We start from the raw sequence: 21,357 nt of genomic DNA, 5'->3' as shown, positions 1-21,357 counted from the left end.
CTATTGCTTGCGCCTGCGCTTGCCCGAAGGACGCGCCCCTGGCTCCGGAGTACTTCCGGGGCGCGCGGCCCGCTTGGTCGTCGGTGCCGTCTTGGTCAGCGTTGTGGTGGCCGCCGACCCATTGGTCTGCGCCTTGCTGGTGGCGACCGCACGCTGTTCGCGTTCGGCCCGGCGCGTCAAAACCTTGCGGGTGTGCGCACTGATGTCTTTACGACGCTCCTTCAGCGTCACCAGCAGCGGTGTGGCGAAGAATATCGACGAGTAGGTACCGGTGATGACACCGACCATCTGGACCAGGCCCAGATCCTTCAAGGTGCCGACACCCAGCAGCAAGACCGCGATCAGCATCAGCGAGAGCACGGGCAACACCGAGATGATGGTGGTGTTGATGGATCGCATCAGCGTCTGGTTCACCGCGAGGTTCGCCTGCTCGGCGTAGGTGCGTCGCGTCGTCTGCGTGACCCCTCGCACGTTTTCCTCGACCTTGTCGAAGACGACCACCGTGTCGTAGAGCGAGAAACCCAGAATCGCGAGGAACCCGATGACGGTGGCCGGTGTCACCTCGAATCCCACCAGTGAATAGATACCGGCGGTGGTGACGATGTCGAAGATAAGCGCAGCCATCGCGGCCAGCGCCATCTCCTTGTCGAACCGGATCGCGATGTACCCCGTGACGACTATCAGGAAGACGATGAGCGCAATGATCGCCTTCTTGGTGATCTCACCTCCCCAGGTGGAACTCACCTCGGAGGAGCTCACGTCGTTGGGTGCCAGGCCGAACTCCTCGGCCAGCGCCGAGTTCACCTTCACCACGTCCCGGGCCCCGAGGGTCTCGGTACGGATCTGCACCGTCTTACTGGATCCGGAACCCGCGGTCTGCACCGATTCCGGGTCGCTGCCCATCACGCCGGCGTAGGCGTCCTCGACCTCCGAGACGGTGACACCATCCGACATCGGGAACGAGATCTCTGTCCCGCCCTCGAAATCGATGCCGAGGGTGAAACCTCTGATCCCGATACTGGCCAGCGAGATGACCATCATCGCCAGCGTGATCGCGTACCACATACGGCGTTTGCCGACGATTTGGAACGCACCGGTACCGGTGTACAGGCGAGACAGCACCGAGCGGTTGGTGGCCGAGACAAAGTCCGCGTCACTCGTGGGCGCCAGGCGATCGGCTTCAGCCATTGCGCACACCTCCTGAGGTCGAAGTCGGACGATCCGCGGCAGCAGCCTGACGGCGCTCGCGCGCCACTTCGGTGACGGCGCCCAGTCCATTGATGTTGGGTTTGGAGAGGAACTTCGACCGTGATGCGTAGACCACCAGCGGGTAGGTCACCAAGAAGACCACGACGACGTCGAGGATGGTGGTGAGTCCCAGTGTGAACGCGAAGCCGCGAACCTCACCGATCGCCAGGAAGTACAGCACGCCCGCCGAAATCAAGCTGACCATGTTACCGGACCAGATGGTCCGTTTCGCGCGTGCCCAGCCCCGCGGAACCGCGGAGCGGAAGCTCCGGCCTTCGCGCATCTCGTCCTTTATTCGTTCGAAATAGACGACAAACGAGTCGGCGGTCATACCGATACCGATGATCAGACCGGCGATACCTGCCAGGTCCAGCGAGAAGTCGATGTAGCGACCGAGCAGCACCATGATGCCGTAGACCATGATCCCGGACAGCACCAGCGAGAGGATCGTCAGGATTCCGAGCATCCGGTAGTACAGCAGCGCATAGATGAAGACGAGGATCAGACCGACGAGTCCGGCGATCAGACCGGCCTTCAGCGACGACCAGCCGAGGGTGGCCGAGACCGTTTGAGCGTCCGACGCCTCGAAGGACAACGGCAGCGAACCGTACTTGAGGACGTTCGCGAGGTCTTTCGCCTCACTCTGGCTGAAGTTGCCGCTGACCTCGGTGGTGCCGCTGATGGCGCCGTTGATCTGGGGTGCGCTGACAACCTTGGAGTCGAGCGTGAAGGCCGTCTGCTTGCCGATGTTCTGGGCCGTGTAGCTGGCCCATCGTTCGCTGGCACCGCCCTTGTAGTCCAGTCGCACGATCCAGGCACCGGTGCCCTGCGTGGTCCCGGCCTCCGCCGAATCGATGTCACTGCCCTTGAGGATCTGCGGCTCGAGCAGGTAGACCTGCGTACCGTCTTCGGAACAGGTCACCAGGTATTGGGCGGGATCGTCGTTGCCCTGCAACGGATCCGGGACCGCCGGGTCACAGTTCATCTGCGGCATGTAGGCGATGAGAGGGGCGGTGTCGGCGTCGGCGGGAGCCTGCCGCAACTTCTTCGCCTCCGCGATCGCCTCTTCGGACGTCTGGTTCTCGGGTGGCGGCGCAGCGTTCGGTTGCGGGGTGGCGGCCTGCACACTGGCGACCGGACGGACATACAGCAGCGCCGTCTGTCCGAGGGTCCGCGCCTGCTGACCGTCGTCACCGGGCACCGTGATCACCAGATTGTCACCGGTGATGACCACTTCGGAGCCGGAGACGCCGAGTCCGTTGACACGGTTTTCGATGATCTGCTTGGCCTTGTCGAGCTGATCTCGACTCGGTGAACTGCCATCGGGGGTACGAGCGGTCAGCGTGACCCGGGTACCACCCTGCAGGTCGATACCCAGCTTGGGTGTCGGATCTTGACTGCCGGTGAAGAACACCAGGCCATACACGACGATCATCAATAAGAAAAAGACGATCAAAGACCGTATAGGCGGTGCCTCACGGTTCGACGACGATGCCACGCTGCCTACGTCTCCTCGGTTGTTCTAGAAACCCCATGCAGACCGCAGGGGCGCCTGCCACGGTACGTGTCGCGATCACAGTAGTGTCGCGACACCTCCCTGGAAGGCGCCCCGGTACGGGCTGCGTACTTACGCTTTGTCTTGGTCTTCGTGCGGCTTCTCCAGGCTGATGCTGGTGTCATCGCCGTCGGAGCTGCCGCCGAGGTCGTCGTCGTCATCGTGGATGCCGTTGTATTCGATCTCGACATCGTCACCGATCAGACCGACACCCGGGTAGCTGTCGGCGAGATCTTCGGAGTGGACGACCTCGCGGATGGCAAGACGATTCCAGCGAGAGACGAAGCCGTCGGCGATCTCGATGTCGACGGTGCCCTCGGCCAGTCCGGTCACCGTGCCGTACACGCCCGACGTGGTCTGGACGCGGACACCGACCTGCAGGGACTCCTGCATGGTCTTGGCTTCCGCCGACGCCTTCTTCTGGCGGCGGATGGACAGGAACATCATGCCGACCAGGAAGACCAGCAGTAGGGGGAATAGCAATTCCATGAGGTGTGTTCAGTCCTTGCTTTGTAATCCGTGGTCGCGAGAAATGCTCGCAATCACTGACCAGTGTGCCACCACCGCCGGATCAGTCCGATTCGGCATCGGATGAGGACGCCTCAGATGTCGCCGGCGTCCGGCGAATCGAAGAGCGAAACCACGCCCGGGCCGTCATCCCGGGCCCGCACACCGAAGGCTGCGTTGAGCGCTCCGGCCGGTGGTGTCAGCCCCAGGTGGTGCCACGCCGCGGCCGTCGCGACACGGCCGCGAGGGGTCCGGGCGATCATCCCCGCGCGTACGAGGAATGGTTCGCACACCTCTTCGACGGTGGCGGGCTCCTCGCCCACGGCCACCGCAAGGGTCGAGACACCCACCGGTCCCCCACCGAAACCCCGGATCAGGGCAGCCAGGACAGCGCGGTCCAGACGGTCGAAGCCGAGTTCGTCCACGTCGTAGACCGTCAGCGCGGCTCGCGCCACGGCCAAGTCGACCACACCGTCGGCCCGCACCTCGGCGTAGTCACGGACGCGCCGCAACAACCGGTTGGCGATACGTGGGGTGCCCCGCGACCGCGACGCGATCTCGGCGCCGGCATCGGCCTCCAGGGTGATCCCGAGAATTCTCGCCGCGCGATGCAGCACCCGTTCGAGTTCGCCGGTGTCGTAGAACTCCATGTGCGCGGTGAATCCGAATCGGTCTCGGAGCGGACCGGTGAGGGCACCGGAACGAGTGGTGGCGCCGACCAGCGTGAACGGTGCGACGTCGAGCGGGATCGACGTGGCACCCGGGCCTTTGCCGACGACCACGTCGACGCGGAAGTCCTCCATCGCGAGGTAGAGCATCTCCTCGGCGGGCCGGGCGATCCGGTGGATCTCGTCGATGAACAGGACATCGCCCTCGACGAGATTGGAGAGCATCGCGGCGAGATCGCCGGCACGCTCGAGTGCCGGACCCGACGTGATCCGCAGTGGGGAACCCATTTCCGAGGCGATGATCATCGCCAGCGATGTCTTGCCGAGTCCGGGCGGACCCGACAGCAGGATGTGGTCGGGTGTCCCGCCACGCCCGCGGGCCGCCTGCAACACGAGCTCGAGCTGTTCACAGACTCGCGGCTGTCCGATGAAGTCGCCCAGGCTCCGTGGCCGCAGGCTGTTGTCGAGGTCGGCGTCGCCCTTGATCCGGGCGGCGTTCACGGTACGGCTGTCGGTGTCACCTGATCCGGAACCGAAGTCGTCCCCGACGCTGTCGTCGTCTGGGTCGATCATGTGGTCTCATCCATGATTTGGTCTTGCCCAACTCATTTGGTCTTCCCCAGTGACGCCAGGCCGGCCCGCAACACCGTTGCCGAATCTGCATCGGGATTCTCTGCGAGGACCGCGATGACGGCCTTTTCCGCCTGGGCCTCGGCGAACCCGAGCCCGACGAGGGCCTCGGTGACCTGATCTCGAATCGTGAAGCCCGACACCCCGGCCGCACCACCGGATTCGGTATGCGGACGATCGACCTTGTCCCGCAGCTCGACAACCAGACGCTCGGCGACACGCTTGCCGATGCCCGGGACGGTCATCAACGCCTTGGTGTCGCCACCGGCCAGGGCCTGGCGCAACGCGTCGGGTTCGAGAACCGCGAGGGTGGCCATCGCCAACCGCGGACCGACCCCGGTCACCGTCTGCAACAACGTGAACAGCGAGCGCGCATCGGGTTCGGTGAAGCCGTACAACGTCATCGAGTCCTCGCGGACGATCATCGTCGTCAGCAGGGTGGACTCGACGCCCCGCCGTACCGAGCCGGCGGTACTCGGCGTCACCAGGACCTGGTATCCGACACCGCCACAATCGATGACCACGTGGTCGAGTGCCACGTCGACCACCGGACCACGAACCGATGCGATCATCGCGCTGCCGCCTTCTTCGCCACGGCGACCTTCTTTGCCTGGGCAACCCGTTCGCGATATGCCTTCTGTTGCGCCAATGCCTGCGCCTGAGCTGCTTCCATCCGGTCGGCGATGGGCCCGCGCCAGCAGTGACAGATCGCCAGTGCCAGGGCATCGGCCGCATCAGCCGGTTTGGGTGCCTGCTGCATCCCGAGGATGCGGGTCACCATGGCTGTCACCTGCGCCTTGTCGGCGCGACCGCTACCGGTGACCGCGGCCTTCACCTCACTCGGGGTGTGAAAGCGCACCGGGACCCCGCGCTTGGCCGCGGCCAGCGCGATCACGCCTCCGGCCTGCGCCGTGCCCATGGCGGTACTCACCTGCTGCTGCGCGAAAACACGCTCGATCGCCACCACATCCGGCTCGTGGATATCGAGCCAGTGTTCGGCGGCGAGATGGATCGCGAGCAGACGCTTCTCGAGCGGCATGTCAGCCGGTGTACGCACCACATCGACGTCAAGAGCCGTCACGGCGCGGCCGGAACCGGATTCGACCAGGGCGATCCCGCATCGGGTCAGCCCCGGGTCAACACCCATCACGCGCATGAATCCCCACCTTCGACAAACGACCACCAGGAAACGAACAACTGTTCGATATCCTAGCGGTCGCGTCGAGCGTGCCGAGGCAACAACACGCGTGTCAGTCGTCTTGTTCGAGTTCCGCGAGCACTTCGTCGCTGATGTCGACGTTGGAGTAGACCTCTTGCACGTCGTCGGAGTCCTCGAGGGCGTCGATCAGGCGGAACACCTTGCGCGCTCCGTCTGCGTCGACCGCGACCTCGACAGATGCGCGGAAACTCGCGTCCGCGGACTCGTAGTCGATGCCGGCCTCCTGCAGGGCGGTCCGAACGGCCACGAGATCCGTTGGCTCACTGAGGATCTCGAAGGTGTCACCGAGATCGGTGACGTCTTCGGCGCCGGCGTCGAGGACTGCCATCAGGATGTCGTCCTCGGTCTGGCCGGCCTTTTCGAGGGTCACGACACCCTTGCGGTGGAACAGGTACGACACCGAACCCGGATCGGCCATGTTGCCGCCGTTGCGGCTCATCGCGGTGCGCACCTCGGTGGCCGCGCGGTTGCGGTTGTCGGTGAGGCACTCGATCAGGATCGCGACACCGTTCGGGCCATAGCCCTCGTAGGTGATGTTCTGCCAGTCGGCACCGCCGGCCTCTTCGCCGCCGCCACGTTTCCGGGCGCGTTCGATGTTGTCGTTGGGCACCGACGACTTCTTTGCCTTCTGAATGGCGTCGTACAACGTGGGGTTACCAACCGGGTCGCCGCCACCGGTGCGTGCGGCAACCTCGATGTTCTTGACGAGCTTGGCAAACATCTTGCCGCGCTTGGCATCGACCACCGCCTTCTTGTGCTTGGTGGTCGCCCATTTGGAGTGGCCGCTCATTGGCGCAAGCCCCTTTCGTACAACTCTGGTCATCTGGCATGAAGGTGCGGATCGATCCTACTCGCAGTGCTACCGGGCAGATCTGACCATCTCGGCAAAGTATTCGTGGACCCGTAGATCGCCCGTCACCTCGGGATGGAAGGACGTCGCGAGGACGTTGCCCTCACGCACCGCCACCACCCGGCCGGCGGCCGGACCGTCGGGCACCGTTCCGAGCACCTGCACGTCCGGCCCAGTCGACTCCACCCACGGTGCGCGGATGAAGACCGCCCGCATCGGGCCACCGGCGACGCCCTCGAGTTCGAGGTCGGTCTCGAATGAGGCCACCTGGCGTCCGAATGCGTTGCGGCGCACCGTTATATCGAGTGCATCTAGATGCTGGGCATCGGGCCGGGTGTCGAGGATGTTGCTGGCCAGCATGATCATCCCGGCGCAGGACCCGTAGGCCGGCAGGCCTTCGGCAAGTGCCTTGCGCAGCGGGTCGAGGAGATCGAGGATCACCAGCAGCTTGCTCATCGTCGTCGACTCGCCGCCCGGGATGACGATCCCGTCGATCTCGTCGAGTTCACTCGGACGGCGGATCGAGCAGGCCTCGGCCCCGGCCTTGGTCAGCGCATGGTGATGTTCACGAACATCACCTTGTAGTGCGAGGATGCCGATCCGTGGCGCCCTGCTCAACTCGGCCGCTTCGCGTGCTGATCTTTCGGAACCGGACGTCCGGTGCGGGTCAGACCCTCCTGGGTCACGGCGGCCACCATCACGCCATTCTGGTCGTAGATCCGGCCTTGGGTCAGCGACCGACCGCCACCGGCCGACGGCGAGGTCTGGTCGTACAGCAGCCACTCGTCGGCGCGGAACGGACGCAGGAACCACATCGCATGATCGAGGGAGGCGAATTGTGCATCCTCGTCGGGATGCGGGACCTTGGCCGAACCGAGCAGCGTCATGTCGCTCATGTACGCGAGCGTGCAGACGTGGAATACCTGGTCATCGGGCAACCGGGTGCGGTACTTGAACCACACCTGCTGCTGGGCGGCGAGGACCTTGCTGCCGATCATCTCGTCCTGCGGCACGATCCGGACATCGAAGTTCTGCCATTCCCGATATGGCGCCTTGAGTTCGGGGTCCTCTTCGGTCAGCAGGTCGACGAGCTCATCGGGTTGCTTGACCTTCGGCATCGTGTCCTGATGCTCGTACCCTTGGTCGTCGACGTGGAAGGACGCCGACATCGTGAAGATCGGAAGCCCGTCCTGCACGGCGGTCACCCGGCGGGTGCAGAACGACCGTCCGTCGCGGATCCGATCGACGAGATACACGGTCGGTTCCGTCGGATTGCCGCCCCGCAAGAAGTAGCCGTGAAGGGAGTGGACGCGGAAATCGTCGTCCACGCTCCTCGTGGCCGATACCAGCGCCTGCCCGGCGACCTGCCCGCCAAAGGTGCGTTCGAGAAAGCTCGGGTACACCTTGCCCCGGTAGATGTCCTTCTCGATCTGCTCGAGTTGGAGGATCTCTTCGATCATCGCCATGAGGTTGACCCCTTTCTGACGACGATTATTGCCCACGTGTCGTCAGGGGCCGATCCCAACACCCGGTCGTGGTGTTCTACAGGTCGTCGATGGAGACGATCCCGTCCTGGATGGCGCGCGCGACCAGTGCCGCCTTGGTGGAGGCTCCGCGCCCGACCTCGTTGTACTTCACGCGGATTCGCGCGAGGTGCGTGTTGACGGTGCCCAGCGAGATGAAGAGTGACTCGGCCACAGCGGATTTCGAGTCGAGGTTCAGCCAGGCCCGCAGGACCTCGACCTCGCGCTGCGACAGCTTCGGCTTCGGGTATGACCGCGTCACAACCGAATCAACCGGGGCCGAGACCGACGGCCGGGGTGACGTCGGAGCGCCGGGTGTGGTGCAGACCCCTACCGGCCGGCCGGGAAGTGGCATCGTGCGCTGAGCCAGCCGGGCCAACGCCTCTTCACGGGTCATCCTCGCCGGAGGAGCCTGGCGATAGCCGCCGCGGGAACGGGTCGGCGCGTGAAAGGTGTTGTGCAGTACGGTCATCACGGTCTCCTACTAAGTGTTGGGCCAACTCGCTGCGCTGCGGCGTGCTGTGGAATGTCACAACACTAAAACCGCCGCGAACCGGTGTCGATGGGGAGAACTACCCACCCCATCTGCGCAGGTAAGACCACTTTTTCACGGGAGCACACAAATATCGTGCCCCATCGGGCACACTTGCGGACTTTCAGTTGCTCGCAGCACCATTCAGACGGGCCTCGGCGTCGATCATCGGAAGATCGGCGCGGGTCACCACGCGCGAGGCGACGGCGTATTCGACGAGTTTGACCCGACGGTTGCTGGCGAGACGACCTGATCCGCCCCGCATTCCGGTGACACCGATCTGATCGAACTTGTCGCAGACGTTGTCGAGTTTGCGATTGAACTTCGTGATCGACCAGCCCAGCCTGGCCGCGGCCTGCGCGGACGACGGAATGGAACTCGCACCGGTGCCGCTGCGTCGCAGCACCTCTTCGGCCAGCACCACGATGAGTAGCTTCTGACTCTCGGTCAGCGACACCACACCGATGGTGGCCTCCCCGCCGGCCGTCGGTTCGCCCGGCGGATCGAGGGCGACCAAAGGTGCTGTGCTCGAATGGATGTCGAGTTCATAAGTGGTGGGTCCCGCGGAGAAGACCACCGCGGTCACACCGGATATCAACGGAATGCTCGCGCCGGGTGCCAGCGTCGCCTGAAACCCGGCGTCGCCGGCCACCACACCCGCCGACAGGTGGGACCCGACGTTGGACAGCCACCACAGATCCTTTTCGAAATGGATCATCAGGAACTTGCGGTGCAGATACGGGTTGTCGTCGACATCCAGATCGGCGTCACGACCGATGTGAAAGGGCTTCTCCGGGTCGAGCGGGTATCGCTCACCGCAGTAGTCGACGAACGACTGCTGCGGCGCAACCATCGGCACGCTCACCGAACGGGGGGTTCGACAAGTTCCGGAACCGCCGTGACATCGGCGATCGCGACGGTCACGTTGTCGCGGCCGCCCGCTTCCAACGCGGCCGCGACCAGCGTCGTGGCAGCTTGCGTCGGATCGGCGTATTCGGCGAGGATCTGGGCGATCACGATGTCGGCGAGTTCCCCGGTCAAACCATCCGAACACACCAGGATGCGGTCGCCGACGGCCACCGGGAAGGTGAAAAAGTCGGCTTCTTGTTCCATGCCGGCGCCCAGCGCCCGCGTGATCACGTTGCGCCGGGGGTCGACCCGGGCCTGCTCGGCGGTCAGATAGCCGGCATCGACGAGCTCCTGCACCTGCGAATGGTCCACGGTGACCTGTTCGAGGCGGCCCGCGGCAAACCGATAAGTGCGCGAATCGCCGATGTTCAGCACCAGCCAGTGCGGCACGCCGTCGTTGTCGGCCAGCAGTGCACCGGTGATGGTTGTGCCCGCATGTCGTGAGGACTCGGTGTCGATGCGTTCGATCTGCTGCTGCGCTTCGTTGAGCAATTCGACCACGGAATCACGGGTTCGGTTGATTCCACTGATCGCGGTCGCCGACAAAGCCATCAGCGCGGCCTCACTGGCGAGCTCGCCACAGTCGTGACCACCCATACCGTCGGCGACGAGGATCATCCCGGGCGCGACCAGCGCCGCATCCTCATTGGTCTCACGCAAGAGGCCGACATCACTGACGAGTGCCCAGGCGATCGAGACCTGACCGAACTCACCTGTACCGCTGCGGGTTTCATTCCGAACCGCCCCGGTTGTCTCCATGCTCATCGAGCTCCGCCTTCAGGTCTTTTGGTCAAGTGCGCCAACAAGTATCAATCTGCCACGTCAAAGCTCGTCTGCGCGGCCCAGAAACGTGCTGGTCTGATCATCCACAATCGACCCGCGTCACGCAGTGAATTGGTACGCGTGTCGGCAGAAACAGGTGCCACCGGGCCGCCGTGTGGCGGACCGGTGGCACCTGGTCCGGTACTCGATCGAACTGATGCAGTGGCTACCAGCCGCGCTCGGCGAGGCGGTGCGGCTCCGGGATGTCGTCGACGTTGATGCCGACCATCGCCTCACCCAGTCCGCGCGAGACCTTGGCCAGCACGTCGGGATCGTCGAAGAAGGTGGTGGCCTGCACGATGGCCGCCGCACGCTGGACCGGGTTGCCGGACTTGAAGATGCCCGAACCGACGAACACACCCTCGGCACCGAGCTGCATCATCATCGCGGCGTCGGCCGGGGTGGCGATACCGCCGGCGGTGAACAGGGTGACCGGCAACTTGCCGGCCTCGGCGATCTCGACAACGAGGTCGTACGGTGCCTGCAACTCCTTGGCCGCCACGAACAGTTCGTCCTTGGGCAGCGAAGTCAGCCAACGGATCTGATCGCGGAGCTTGCGCATGTGGGTGGTGGCGTTCGAGACATCGCCGGTTCCGGCCTCACCCTTGGACCGGATCATCCCGGCCCCCTCGGTGATACGGCGAAGCGCCTCACCCAGATTGGTGGCACCACAGACGAACGGGACGGTGAACTGCCACTTGTCGATGTGGTTGGCGTAGTCGGCCGGGGTGAGCACCTCGGACTCGTCGATGTAGTCGACACCGAGGCTCTGCAGGATCTGTGCCTCGACGAAGTGTCCGATGCGGGCCTTGGCCATCACCGGGATGGACACGGCCGCGATGATCTCGTCGATCATGTCCGGGTCGCTCATCCGGGAGACGCCACCCTGGGCGCGGATGTCGGCGGGCACGCGCTCGAGTGCCATGACTGCGACAGCACCGGCATCCTCGGCGATCTTGGCCTGCTCAGCATTGACCACATCCATGATCACGCCGCCTTTGAGCATCTCGGCCATCCCGCGCTTCACCCGCGCGGTGCCGGTGCCGGAAGCTTCCGGGCTCACCGCGGAACCAAGGTCTGGGGCACTGCTCACGTCAAATACTCCTACATTGCTAGTAGCTACACAGTCACAAATAATCCTGGACTTCCAGTCTAGGCTTCGTCGGGTCCAGGTGGACTTTCGGTCTGTCGATCAGACCGCTGCGCGCTCCACGATCTCGAAGTACATCGGGACCGGTGCGGTACCACCGAGGTGAAGCCATCGCACCGGGCGGCGATTGCGCAGGGCGAGGGTATCGCGGACGGCATCGTTGTGGAATCGACGGGCGATCATCACCCGGGTCTCGGCGTCGGCGAGTTCGGTGACCAGTTGCGAGCGCAGCGAACCGCTGTCGACCTGCGCCAATGCTGCCGACACCACGTTCTCGGCATCCTCGCGCTCGGCCGGCGGTGCACCTTCGGCCCGGTCGGCCGCCGCGATCAGGGTCTTGCCGTCGCCGCCCAGACCGGCACCGATCGACCGTGCCACGACGGCCCGACGAGCCAATGCCGCGTCGAGGCTCTGCCAGGAGAGGTCGACCCGCACGTGCAGGCGATCGAGCCGGTTGGCAGTCTTGTAGGCCCAGCCGAGACCGGCGAGCACCACCACTGCGACGATCCCCAGGATCAGGACTGTCAGTGCTGAAATGGTCATTCTTCGACTACCACCTTGCCCGCCGCCACTGTGACCGCGTCGTAGACCCGCAGGATCTGATCGGCCACCTGCGACCAGTCGTATCGCGCAGCACGCTGCTCGGCCCGCTCGACCATGGCGCAGCGACTGGCATCGTCACCGAGCGCCGCGATGATCCCGAAGGCAAGCTCTTCCGAATCGCCGATTTCGACCAGGACTCCCGAACGCCCGTCGTCCAGGACCCGGCGGAACGCGTCGAGTTTGCTCGCGACGACGGCCGCACCGGCGGCCATCGCCTCGACCAGGACGATGCCGAAACTCTCGCCGCCCAGGTTGGGTGCGCAGTACACATCCGCCGACCGCAGTGCGCGCGCCTTGGTCTCGTCGTCGACCTGACCGAGGAACACCAGATGCTTCGCGAGTTTCCCGGCCTTGCCGCGCAGGGTGCGTTCGTGACCGCCGCCGACCACCAGGACCTGGACGTCGGGGTACCGGGCGACCACCGCGGGAAGGGCACCGATCAGGACATCCATCCCCTTTCGGGGTTCGTCGTACCGGCCGAGGAACAGGACCGTCTTACCCCGGCGCGGGTAGCCCTCGAATGGTTCGGCGTCGGAGAAAGACCGGACGTGAACCCCGTTCGGGATCTCCACCGCATCGGAGCCGAGCGATTCCATCTGCCATCGGCGAGCGAGTTCGGACACGGCGATCTTGCCGGCGATACGCTCGTGATAGGGCCGCAGAATTCCCTGGAAAAGGCTGAGCCACAACGACTTTGTGGTCGCCGCGTGGAATGTGGTGACGATCGGACCCTGCGCGACCATGAGGGAGAGCATCGAGATACTGGGCGAATTGGGTTCGTGGACGTGCAGGACGTCGAACTCCTCTTCCCGCAACCAGCGCCGCAGGCGCCCGTAGGCATGGGGGCTGAAGTTCAGGCGGGCGACAGAGCCGTTGTACGGGATCGCCAGCGCCTCACCGACCGAGACGACGTAGTCGGGCAGTTCGGTCCCCTTGCCCGCCGGAGCGAGCACGCTGACGGTGTGGCCACGGTTGATGAACACCTGCGCGAGTTCCATCACGTGGGCCTGCACACCGCCGGGGATATCGAACGAATACGGGCAGATCATGCCGATCTTCATTGGCTTCCACCCTCCTCGATGAGGCGACGTCGGCTCTGCGACCAGTCTGCCTCCCACAGCGGCTGAAGCATGTGCCAGTCCGATGGGTGCGCGGCGATGTTGGTCTCGAACACATCTGCCAGTGCCTGTGTGGTCGCCTCGATGCCGCCGGAGGTGTCGAGAGGCTCGCCGCACGAGATCTGAGAAGTCTCGGGGCCGGTGAACCAGTGATGCACCGGGATCAGCGCGGCACCGGTCTCGATGGCCAGTTTGGCCGGCCCGGCGGGCATCCGGGTCTGTTCTCCGAAGAACGTCACCGGGACACCGTGTTTGGCGAGATCGCGCTCACCCAGCAAGCACACCACACCTCCGGACCGAAGGCGCGCCGTCAGCTGTTGGTAGGGCGGCGTCTGGCCACCGCTGAGCGGGAAGATCTCGAAGCCCAGGCTCTCCCGGTAGCGGACGAAACGCTCGAACAACGTGTCCGGCTTCAGGCGTTCGGCAACAGTCGAGAACTCCCCCACGTTCTGGACGAGCCACACGCCCGCCGCATCCCAGTTGCCGGAATGGGGCAACGCGAAGATCAGTCCCTTGCCCTTGTCGAGGGCCGTCCGGAAACGGTCCTGGTCGGCATCGGGCATGCATACGCGCGACGCCGCGGTGGCCATGTCCATCGACGGCAGGCGAAACGCCTCCCGCCAGTAGCGGGCATACGAACGCATCGCCTCACGCATCAAGTCGTCGGGCACCTCGGCGGGATCGCAGCGCAGGACCCGGGCCAGATTCTTCCGGAGCTGGTCAGGACCGCCGCCGCGGCTACCCGCCACGGTGCCGACGCCATCGAAGATCCCGCGGGCGAGGCCTTCGGGCAGATGCCGGACCAGCGACCAGCCGGCGGCGTAGCCGACATCGGCCAGCCGTTCGACGGCACCGCTCACTCCGTCGGCCCGCCGGTTTTCGGAGCCGGGGCCGGGATCGGAATCAGATCGGTGGCACCGGGCGACTTGTACACCGACCACATCCGCTGGAAGACGGTGATCACGCTGCCGACGGCCAGTGCCCACATCGCGATGTGAATGGCCCACGGCAGTCCGAGGCCGGTCAGCCCGGTACCGACCAGGACGATGACCAGACGGTCGGGACGCTCGATGAGGCCACCGTCGCCGTTGAGGCCAATGGCCTCGGCGCGCGCTTTGGCATACGAGATCACCTGCGAGGTGACCAGGCAGATCATCGTCGCGATGAACAGCGGTTTGCTCGGTTCCTCCACGAGGCACCACCAGCCCAGGCCGGCGAAGATAGCGCCGTCCGCGAGACGGTCGCAGGTCGAGTCGAGCACGGCACCGAACTTCGTGCCGCCGCCCCGGGCCCGTGCCATCGCGCCGTCGAGCATGTCGAACATCACGAAGAACCAGATCACCAACGTGCCGACGAACAGGTAACCCATCGGCATCAGCGTGACCGCGGCCGCGATGGTCGCGGCGGTACCGAACATCGTCATGGCATCGGGCGTCAGGCCGGTCTTGATCAGCGCCCGGCCCAGCGGAAGGGTGACCTTCGACACCGACGCGCGTCCCAGCACACTCAACATAAACTCTGCACGCTCTCCATCTGAAAGTTCTTCATCGGATTCCGGCCGTCAATCCTGCAGCTTCAGCCAGGCTTCCGCCAGCAGCGCCCTGGTGTCGCGGAGCAGCTGCGGCATCACCTTGGTCTCACCGATCACGGTGATGAAGTTGGCGTCGCCACCCCACCGGGGCACCACGTGCTGATGCAGGTGTTCGGCGAGCGAACCGCCTGCGGCGGTCCCGAGATTGAGGCCGACGTTGAACGCATCGGGATTGGAGACCGACTTGATGGCGCGAATCATCTTCTGGGTGAAGACCATCAGCTCGCGGCTCTCGGCCTCGGTGAGATCCTCGAGGTCGGCGACCTGCCGGTACGGCACGATCATCGCGTGTCCGGGGTTGTACGGATAAAGGTTCAGGACCGCGTACACCGTATCGCCGCGGGCGACCATGAGACCGGCCTCGTCCGACATCCGGGGGATGTCGATGAACGGATGCACCGACTTCGCCGAGGATTCGGAGTCGTCACCGCTGCCGGACGCGGCGCGCGGTGCCGCGGTGATGTAGGACATGCGGTGTGGGCTCCACAGCCGCTGCAGGCGATCGGGTTGCCCCGGCCCTTCGTCGCGGATCACGCGGGCGCCTCGCTGCGCCCTGAATCGTCGATCAGAGCTGCGGTCGGTGACTCGTTGCGACGGGCACGGACCCACTCGGTGATGGTGCGGACCGCATCGGCCACCGGTATGCCGTTGACCTGGGTGCCGTCGCGGAAGCGGAAACTCACCGCATCCGCCTCGACGTCGCGCTCGCCGGCCAGCAGCATGAACGGGACCTTGCCCGTGGTGTGGTTGCGGATCTTCTTCTGCATCCGGTCGTCGGAGTCATCGACCTCGGCCCTGATACCATTCGACTTGAGCTGTCCCACAACATCTTCCAGATGCGGAACGAAGGCGTCGGCCACCGGGATCCCGACGACCTGCACGGGCGACAGCCAGGCCGGGAAGGCACCCGCGTAGTGCTCGGTCAGCACCCCGAAGAACCGTTCGATGGATCCGAACAGTGCACGGTGGATCATCACCGGGCGGTGCTTGGAACCGTCGGATCCGGTGTACTCCATCTCGAACCGCTCGGGCAGGTTGAAGTCGAGCTGAATCGTCGACATCTGCCAGTTGCGGCCGAGCGCGTCCTTGACCTGGACGGAGATCTTCGGGCCGTAGAAGGCGGCGCCGCCCGGGTCGGGCACCAGACGCAGTCCGGAGGCTTCGCCGACCTCGGCGAGGGTGGCTGTCGCCTCGTCCCAGATCTCATCCGAACCGACGAACTTGTCGGGGTTGCGGGTCGAGAGTTCGAGGTAGAAGTCGTCGAGGCCGTAGTCCTTGAGCAGACCGAGTACGAAGTTCAGCGTGGAGGTCAGCTCGCCGCGCATCTGCTCTTTGGTGCAGTAGATGTGGGCGTCGTCCTGCGTCATGCCGCGCACACGGGTCAGGCCGTGGACGACACCCGACTTCTCGTAGCGGTACACCGAACCGAACTCGAACAGCCGCAACGGCAGTTCCCGGTAGGAGCGACCCCGCGCGTTGAAGATCAGGTTGTGCATCGGGCAGTTCATCGGCTTCAGGTAGTAATCCTGGCCGGGTTTGCGCACCTCACCGTTCTCGTCGAGCTCGGCGTCGAGGTGCATCGCCGGGTACATCCCGTCGCGGTACCAGTCGAGGTGGCCGGAGATCTCGTAGAGGTGGCTCTTGGTGATGTGCGGCGTGTTGACGAACTCGTAGCCCTCATCGGTGTGACGCTGCCGGGAGTAATCCTCGAGTTCCTTGCGGATGATGCCGCCCTTGGGGTGGAACACCGGCAGGCCGGAACCGAGCGCGTCGGGGAAGCTGAAGAGATCGAGTTCGGCACCCAGCCGGCGGTGGTCGCGCTTCTCGGCCTCGGCGAGCAGTTCGAGATAGGCGTCCTGCGCCTCGGCGGACTCCCAGGCGGTGCCGTAGACACGCTGCAGGTCGGCGTTGTCCTGGCTGCCGCGCCAGTAGGCGGCCGAGCTGCGGGTCAGTTTGAAGGCGGTGATGTATTTGGTGGTCGGCACATGCGGGCCGCGGCACAGATCGCCCCAGATCTTTTCGCCGGTCCGCGGGTTGAGGTTGTCGTAGGCGGTGAGTTCTCCCCCGCCGACCTCCATGATCTCGGGGTCGTCGGCCGAACCCTTGTCGTCGACCAGTTCGAGCTTGTACGGCTCGTCGGCGAGCTCTTCCTTGGCCTGGTCCAGCGAGTCGTACACCCGACGCGAGAAGCGCTGACCGGACTTGATGATCTGCTTCATCTTCTTCTCGAGCGCCGTCAGGTTCTCGGGCGTGAAGGGCTCCTCGACGTCGAAGTCGTAGTAGAAGCCGTTCTCGATCGGTGGGCCGATGCCCAGCTTGGCCTTCGGGTTCAGGTCCTGCACGGCCTGGGCCAGCACGTGGGCCGCCGAATGCCGGATGACACTGCGGCCGTCTTCGGTGTTGGCGGCAACGGGTTCGACCACGGCGTCGGCCTCGGGAGCCCAGGACAGGTCACGCAGGGTGCCGTCGGCATCACGCACGACGACAATGGCGTCGGGACCCTTGTTGGGGTGTCCACTGTCGCGCAGTGCCGCACCCGCAGTGGTCCCGGCCGCCACTGTGATCGTGGCTGATGGACCGGCAACGGGAATTTCTGGCACCTGGACACTCCTTGTCGAATCAAACCCCACCCGGCCGATTCGAACCGGGTTCCATGTCAATCCATGATCGTAATGCCGACCACCCGGCGGACCCACCTCCGGTGCCGGGAGGCGGAAGATGTGTCACAGAATCGGGCTCTGCAACCACGCCCACTCGATACCGACCCAGCCGGCGGCCAACTCCAGGGCACCGAGCAACCACATGGTGCCGAGGACGATCGCAAAGGTCGCCAGCGCCAGTAGTGCCTGGACCGACCAGTGCTGCTCCTTGACCCAGACCATCCACGCGTCGTACTTGCCCTTGGCGAACGTCAGCAACCGGTGCGCCCACGCGAACTCTGTTGCCAGGATGCCCAGGCCGGCGAACACGATCAGCCAGCCCGGCCCCGGATATGGAATCGCCAGGATCCCCACGGCCAGCACCAGGGTCCCGACGACGCCGACAATGATGCGGTAGGTCAGGTTGAGTGTGCGCCGGTGCCGAATCTCGTTGCGCTTGTTCGAAATCGCGTGCAGGATTCCGCCACGTTCGGCTTCACCTTGATCCACATTGCCTCCACTTCGGGATCGCTGGTGACAACCTTACGGAATCCGGCAACCGCGGTCTCAGCTTCCGGATCGGCCTCTCGGAACATCCCGGAACGCCAGGTTCACGTCGTGGGTGTGCTCACGCGGCATCCCCAGCAGACGTTCACTGATCGCGTTGCGCGCCATCTCGGTGGTTCCGCCGGCGATCGTGGAGACCTGACGCATCAAGTTGTCCACGGCGCGGTCGGCCACCGCACCGTCGTCGCTGTCCCAGGCGGCGCCGTTGGCTTCGGTGAGCTCGTAGCCGATCGACGTCCAGCGGACGGCGGCGACCCCGGCCATCAATCGCGCGAGGCTGGCCGCCTGGTCGGAGATGGTCCTCTTGGCGATGCCCTGCGAAACACGCTGCTGAAGTGCGTCTTTCACGATGTCGAACATCCGGGCCTCACCGATCAGGTCACGGCCGATCGGATCGTCGGTCCGACCGGAATCGCCGAGCACCTCGATCAGTTCGGGCACACGTGAACCACCGCGGGCCGAACCCGCCGGCATCGTCGTATACGGCGAGTGATGGGCCATCCGTTCATGGAACATCCAGCCGGTGCCGACCTTCCAGCCGTTGTCGATCTCACCGACCCGATCGCTGTCCGGAACCCGCACGTCGGTCATGTATTCCTGGCAGAACTCCCGTGAACCGTTGAGGAGTTCGATGCGATGCACCTCGATGCCGGGCTGGCGCAGCGGCAGCATGAACACCGTGAGGCCGCGATGCTTCGGCACATCCCAGTTGGTGCGGGCCAGGCACAACGCCCAGTCCGACCACCAGGCGCCGGTGGTCCAGATCTTCGATCCGTTGAGCACCCACTCGTCGCCGTCCCTCACCGCGGTGGTGAGAGCGCCGGCCACGTCGGAACCACCGCTGGGCTCGGAGAGGAACTGCATCCAGATCTCCTCGCCCTTCAAGATGGCGGGAATGTGCTGCTTCTTCTGCTCTTCGGTGCCATAGTCGAGCAGCACTCCCACGCAGGGGGCAAAAGTCGGCGACTGCAGTCGGGCAGGATATTCGTAACCGCCGAGCGCATCGTCGAACGCTTTGAGGTGCGCCCGGGTCAGGCCCTGGCCGCCGTACTCGCGCGGGATGCAGATACCGGCGAATCCGGCGTCGTAGAACATCCGCTGGACCTCGCGCTCGCGAGCGACGAGCGCGACTTCCTCCTCGTCACTGCCCTCGATACGCATCACACCGATGTGCGCCTTGGGGTCGGACCGTTTCAGGTTGTCCTGGACCCAGGCGCGGGCGCGGGCGCCGAAGGCCTCGACGGATTCGATGTCGTTGTCGGTACTGGACTTCGGGGCGGTCATACCGTGGCCTCCTGGCGCAGGGCGATATCGGCAAGGCGTTGCCGGTGATCGGCAGGTGTTCCAAAGGTGGATCGATTGGCGCTCGCGCGCCGGCTGTACAGGTGCAGGTCGTGTTCGAACGTGACACCGATTCCACCGTGGATCTGCACGCAGTCCTGCATGAGCTCTTCGCCGTAGTGACCGATGTAAGCCTTTGCGGCACTGACGACTTCGGCGGAGTTCGGCGTTTGCGCAGCGACCGCCGCAGCGGCGGCGTCGGCGGCGGCATGGCTGGCTTCGAGCCACATCTTCATGTCGGCGAAACGATGCTTGATCTCCTGGTAGGAGGCCAGCGCGCGCCCGAAGGAGTAGCGGTCGAACGCCCACTCGAGGGTCATGTCGAACGCCGATTGCATGGCGCCCACCGACTCGGCAAGGCTGATCACGATCGCGAGTTCGCATCCGCGGGTGACATCGGCGCGAGCCTGGCCCGGTTCACCGACCAGCGCCGAGAGCGGCAGCCGAACGTTGTCGAAGTCGACGGCGGCGTAGCGACGGGTGAGGTCGACCGACTGCAGGGGCTTGACCGTCACTCCGGCGGTGCTGCGCGGGACGAGCACCTGCGACAGACCTTCTCCGGTACGGCCGACCACCAGCAGATAGTCCGCGGACGCGGCGGCTTCGACGGGTCGCTTGGTCCCGTGGACGACCACCTCGTCACCGTCGATGGTGATCTCGACGGCCGGCACGGCCAGCAGTGACTTGGGGTTCGGCCGGGCCAGCGCCCAGGCCGCGGTCGCGGTGCCCGCCAAGAGTTCTTCGAGCACCGCGTCGTGCTCGGCGGAACCGTAGGTGTTCAGCAGCGAGGCGACAACGTTGGTGGGTAGCAACGGTCCGGGCGCGGCGTGCCGACCGAACTCGAATGCCACCAGTGTGAGATCGGCGAGGCCGGACCCGCTGATGGATCCACCGCCATGTGCTTCGTCGACCAGCAAGCTGGTCCAGCCGAGCTCGGCGCCCTGACGCCAGTAGTCCGACGGATACCCGGTCGGGTCATCCCGAAGACGACGGAGTTCGGCAACCGGCACCTTGGCCGAGAGGAACCGGTCCGTGGTGTCCCGGAAGAACTCTTGATCGTCAGTCAGCTCCAACAACATGGGCGTGCACGTCCTTACCTCGGTCGCACCCTGCGAATACATAAATCTCTTTCAGCGAGAACGCGATTCTCGCCAGAATTCAATTAGTAGCCTCTCAGGGCCTGTGGAGGCAAGTGAAACCGACCACGCGACCCCCGTAACATCTGGTGATGAGCTTTCAGGGATTCCCCGAGGCCGCGCTGGACTTCTACGACGACTTGGAGCAGGACAACTCCAGAACGTTCTGGGATGCGCACAAAGAGCAGTACCAGCAGGCCGTCGCAGGCCCGATGAACCAGCTCGCCGAAGCCCTGAGCGACGAATTCGGTCAGCCCAAGGTGTTCCGCCCCCACCGGGATGTTCGATTCGCCAAGGACAAGACCCCGTACAAGACACATCAGGGCTTGTTTGTCGCCGTCGGACCGGCGACCGGCTACTACGTGCAGATCAGCGCGCCCGGCGTGAAGGTCGCCGTCGGCTACTACGACGCCTCGCCCGAACGACTGGCGAATCTGCGCGCCGCGATCGACCACGACCTCCACGGCCCCGAACTGGAGGAAATCATCGACACACTGCAGGCGGACGGATGGGAGATCGGCGGCAGTGCACTCAAGACCGCGCCCCGCGGGTGGGACGTCAACCATCCACGGATCGCGTTGCTGCGGCACAAAACCCTCACCGCGACCCGCGACTTCGGGTTTGCCGACTTCATCCACACACCAGAACTCGTCGATCGCGTGCGCACCGAGTGGAGAGCGGGTACACCCCTCATCGAGTGGGCGATTCGTCACGGATGAGCCGGTCGCTCCAGCTCGTCAGTTGAACGA

General features: G+C 64.9%; 22 protein-coding genes and 1 pseudogene. 1 reads left to right on the top strand and 22 read right to left on the bottom strand.

Annotated elements, in window-relative coordinates; all coding sequences use genetic code 11:
• The 22 genes and pseudogenes from secF to H290_RS0114130 form a co-directional block, all read right to left on the bottom strand.
• Positions 1–1,188 carry a protein translocase subunit SecF gene (secF, locus tag H290_RS28610; RefSeq protein WP_020107482.1) on the bottom strand — a complete coding sequence of 396 codons (1,188 nt, stop codon included), beginning with the start codon at positions 1,186–1,188 and terminating at the stop codon, positions 1–3.
• Positions 1,181–2,746: a protein translocase subunit SecD gene (gene secD, locus H290_RS0114230; RefSeq protein WP_028463184.1), complete on the bottom strand. Its 1,566-nt coding sequence runs from the start codon at positions 2,744–2,746 to the stop codon at positions 1,181–1,183. The genes secF and secD overlap by 8 nt, the downstream gene beginning before the upstream one ends.
• A 129-nt stretch (positions 2,747–2,875) precedes the next feature.
• Complete coding sequence (gene yajC, locus H290_RS0114225) at positions 2,876–3,292, bottom strand: preprotein translocase subunit YajC (protein ID WP_020107480.1); 417 nt, start codon at positions 3,290–3,292, stop codon at positions 2,876–2,878.
• Positions 3,293–3,405: 113 nt separating this feature from the next.
• Positions 3,406–4,551, bottom strand: coding sequence for a Holliday junction branch migration DNA helicase RuvB (gene ruvB, locus H290_RS0114220; protein ID WP_020107479.1), 1,146 nt, complete (start codon positions 4,549–4,551; stop codon positions 3,406–3,408).
• A 32-nt stretch (positions 4,552–4,583) separates the two neighbouring features.
• A complete protein-coding gene (gene ruvA, locus H290_RS0114215) occupies positions 4,584–5,180 on the bottom strand; it encodes a Holliday junction branch migration protein RuvA (protein ID WP_020107478.1) in 597 nt (198 codons plus the stop codon).
• Positions 5,177–5,764 (bottom strand): crossover junction endodeoxyribonuclease RuvC, encoded by a 588-nt coding sequence (gene ruvC, locus H290_RS0114210; RefSeq protein WP_036518895.1) that lies wholly within the window; start codon positions 5,762–5,764, stop codon positions 5,177–5,179. The genes ruvA and ruvC overlap by 4 nt, the downstream gene beginning before the upstream one ends.
• A 94-nt stretch (positions 5,765–5,858) precedes the next feature.
• Positions 5,859–6,617, bottom strand: coding sequence for a YebC/PmpR family DNA-binding transcriptional regulator (locus H290_RS0114205; RefSeq protein WP_020107476.1), 759 nt, complete (start codon positions 6,615–6,617; stop codon positions 5,859–5,861).
• Positions 6,618–6,686: 69 nt separating this feature from the next.
• Positions 6,687–7,295: a pyridoxal 5'-phosphate synthase glutaminase subunit PdxT gene (pdxT, locus tag H290_RS0114200; RefSeq protein ID WP_020107475.1), complete on the bottom strand. Its 609-nt coding sequence runs from the start codon at positions 7,293–7,295 to the stop codon at positions 6,687–6,689.
• Positions 7,292–8,143, bottom strand: coding sequence for an acyl-CoA thioesterase II (locus tag H290_RS0114195; protein ID WP_020107474.1), 852 nt, complete (start codon positions 8,141–8,143; stop codon positions 7,292–7,294). Before H290_RS0114195 ends, pdxT begins: the two co-directional genes overlap by 4 nt.
• 76 nt (positions 8,144–8,219) lie before the next feature.
• Complete coding sequence (locus H290_RS0114190) at positions 8,220–8,672, bottom strand: LuxR C-terminal-related transcriptional regulator (protein WP_020107473.1); 453 nt, start codon at positions 8,670–8,672, stop codon at positions 8,220–8,222.
• A 184-nt stretch (positions 8,673–8,856) separates the two neighbouring features.
• Positions 8,857–9,585: an FHA domain-containing protein gene (locus H290_RS0114185; RefSeq protein WP_036519040.1), complete on the bottom strand. Its 729-nt coding sequence runs from the start codon at positions 9,583–9,585 to the stop codon at positions 8,857–8,859.
• An 8-nt stretch (positions 9,586–9,593) separates the two neighbouring features.
• Positions 9,594–10,406 (bottom strand): PP2C family serine/threonine-protein phosphatase, encoded by an 813-nt coding sequence (locus H290_RS0114180; protein ID WP_231373642.1) that lies wholly within the window; start codon positions 10,404–10,406, stop codon positions 9,594–9,596.
• A gap of 223 nt (positions 10,407–10,629) precedes the next feature.
• A complete protein-coding gene (gene pdxS, locus H290_RS0114175; protein WP_051122010.1) occupies positions 10,630–11,556 on the bottom strand; it encodes a pyridoxal 5'-phosphate synthase lyase subunit PdxS in 927 nt (308 codons plus the stop codon).
• 108 nt (positions 11,557–11,664) lie between these two features.
• Positions 11,665–12,156: pseudogene (locus H290_RS0114170) on the bottom strand (exopolyphosphatase); the annotation flags it as partial.
• Complete coding sequence (locus tag H290_RS0114165; RefSeq protein WP_020107468.1) at positions 12,153–13,277, bottom strand: glycosyltransferase family 4 protein; 1,125 nt, start codon at positions 13,275–13,277, stop codon at positions 12,153–12,155. The pseudogene H290_RS0114170 and the gene H290_RS0114165, both read right to left, overlap by 4 nt.
• Positions 13,274–14,194 carry a phosphatidylinositol mannoside acyltransferase gene (locus H290_RS0114160; RefSeq protein WP_020107467.1) on the bottom strand — a complete coding sequence of 307 codons (921 nt, stop codon included), beginning with the start codon at positions 14,192–14,194 and terminating at the stop codon, positions 13,274–13,276. Before H290_RS0114160 ends, H290_RS0114165 begins: the two co-directional genes overlap by 4 nt.
• Positions 14,191–14,847: a phosphatidylinositol phosphate synthase gene (gene pgsA, locus H290_RS0114155; protein WP_020107466.1), complete on the bottom strand. Its 657-nt coding sequence runs from the start codon at positions 14,845–14,847 to the stop codon at positions 14,191–14,193. The genes H290_RS0114160 and pgsA overlap by 4 nt, the downstream gene beginning before the upstream one ends.
• A gap of 48 nt (positions 14,848–14,895) precedes the next feature.
• Positions 14,896–15,459: an HIT domain-containing protein gene (locus H290_RS0114150; protein ID WP_020107465.1), complete on the bottom strand. Its 564-nt coding sequence runs from the start codon at positions 15,457–15,459 to the stop codon at positions 14,896–14,898.
• Positions 15,456–17,525, bottom strand: a complete 2,070-nt coding sequence (thrS, locus tag H290_RS0114145) for a threonine--tRNA ligase (RefSeq protein ID WP_020107464.1) — start codon at positions 17,523–17,525, stop codon at positions 15,456–15,458. The genes H290_RS0114150 and thrS overlap by 4 nt, the downstream gene beginning before the upstream one ends.
• A 123-nt stretch (positions 17,526–17,648) precedes the next feature.
• Entirely contained in the window at positions 17,649–18,074 is a 426-nt protein-coding gene (locus H290_RS0114140; RefSeq protein WP_020107463.1) for a TIGR02611 family protein, read from the bottom strand.
• Positions 18,075–18,131: 57 nt separating this feature from the next.
• Entirely contained in the window at positions 18,132–19,415 is a 1,284-nt protein-coding gene (locus tag H290_RS0114135; protein WP_020107462.1) for an acyl-CoA dehydrogenase family protein, read from the bottom strand.
• Positions 19,412–20,551 (bottom strand): acyl-CoA dehydrogenase family protein, encoded by a 1,140-nt coding sequence (locus tag H290_RS0114130; protein ID WP_020107461.1) that lies wholly within the window; start codon positions 20,549–20,551, stop codon positions 19,412–19,414. The genes H290_RS0114135 and H290_RS0114130 overlap by 4 nt, the downstream gene beginning before the upstream one ends.
• A gap of 149 nt (positions 20,552–20,700) precedes the next feature.
• On the opposite strand from H290_RS0114130, the gene H290_RS0114125 reads away from it, so the two are divergent.
• The gene (locus H290_RS0114125) at positions 20,701–21,327 is read left to right on the top strand and encodes a DUF2461 domain-containing protein (RefSeq protein ID WP_020107460.1); all 627 of its coding nucleotides are present in this window, start codon (positions 20,701–20,703) and stop codon (positions 21,325–21,327) included.
• The last annotated feature ends 30 nt before the right edge of the window (positions 21,328–21,357 follow it).

The organism is Nocardia sp. 348MFTsu5.1 (assembly GCF_000383535.1).
Classification (GTDB): domain Bacteria; phylum Actinomycetota; class Actinomycetes; order Mycobacteriales; family Mycobacteriaceae; genus Williamsia; species Williamsia faeni.
Note: the sequence above shows the minus strand (reverse complement) of the source record. Positions and strands in the feature narration are given on the sequence as shown.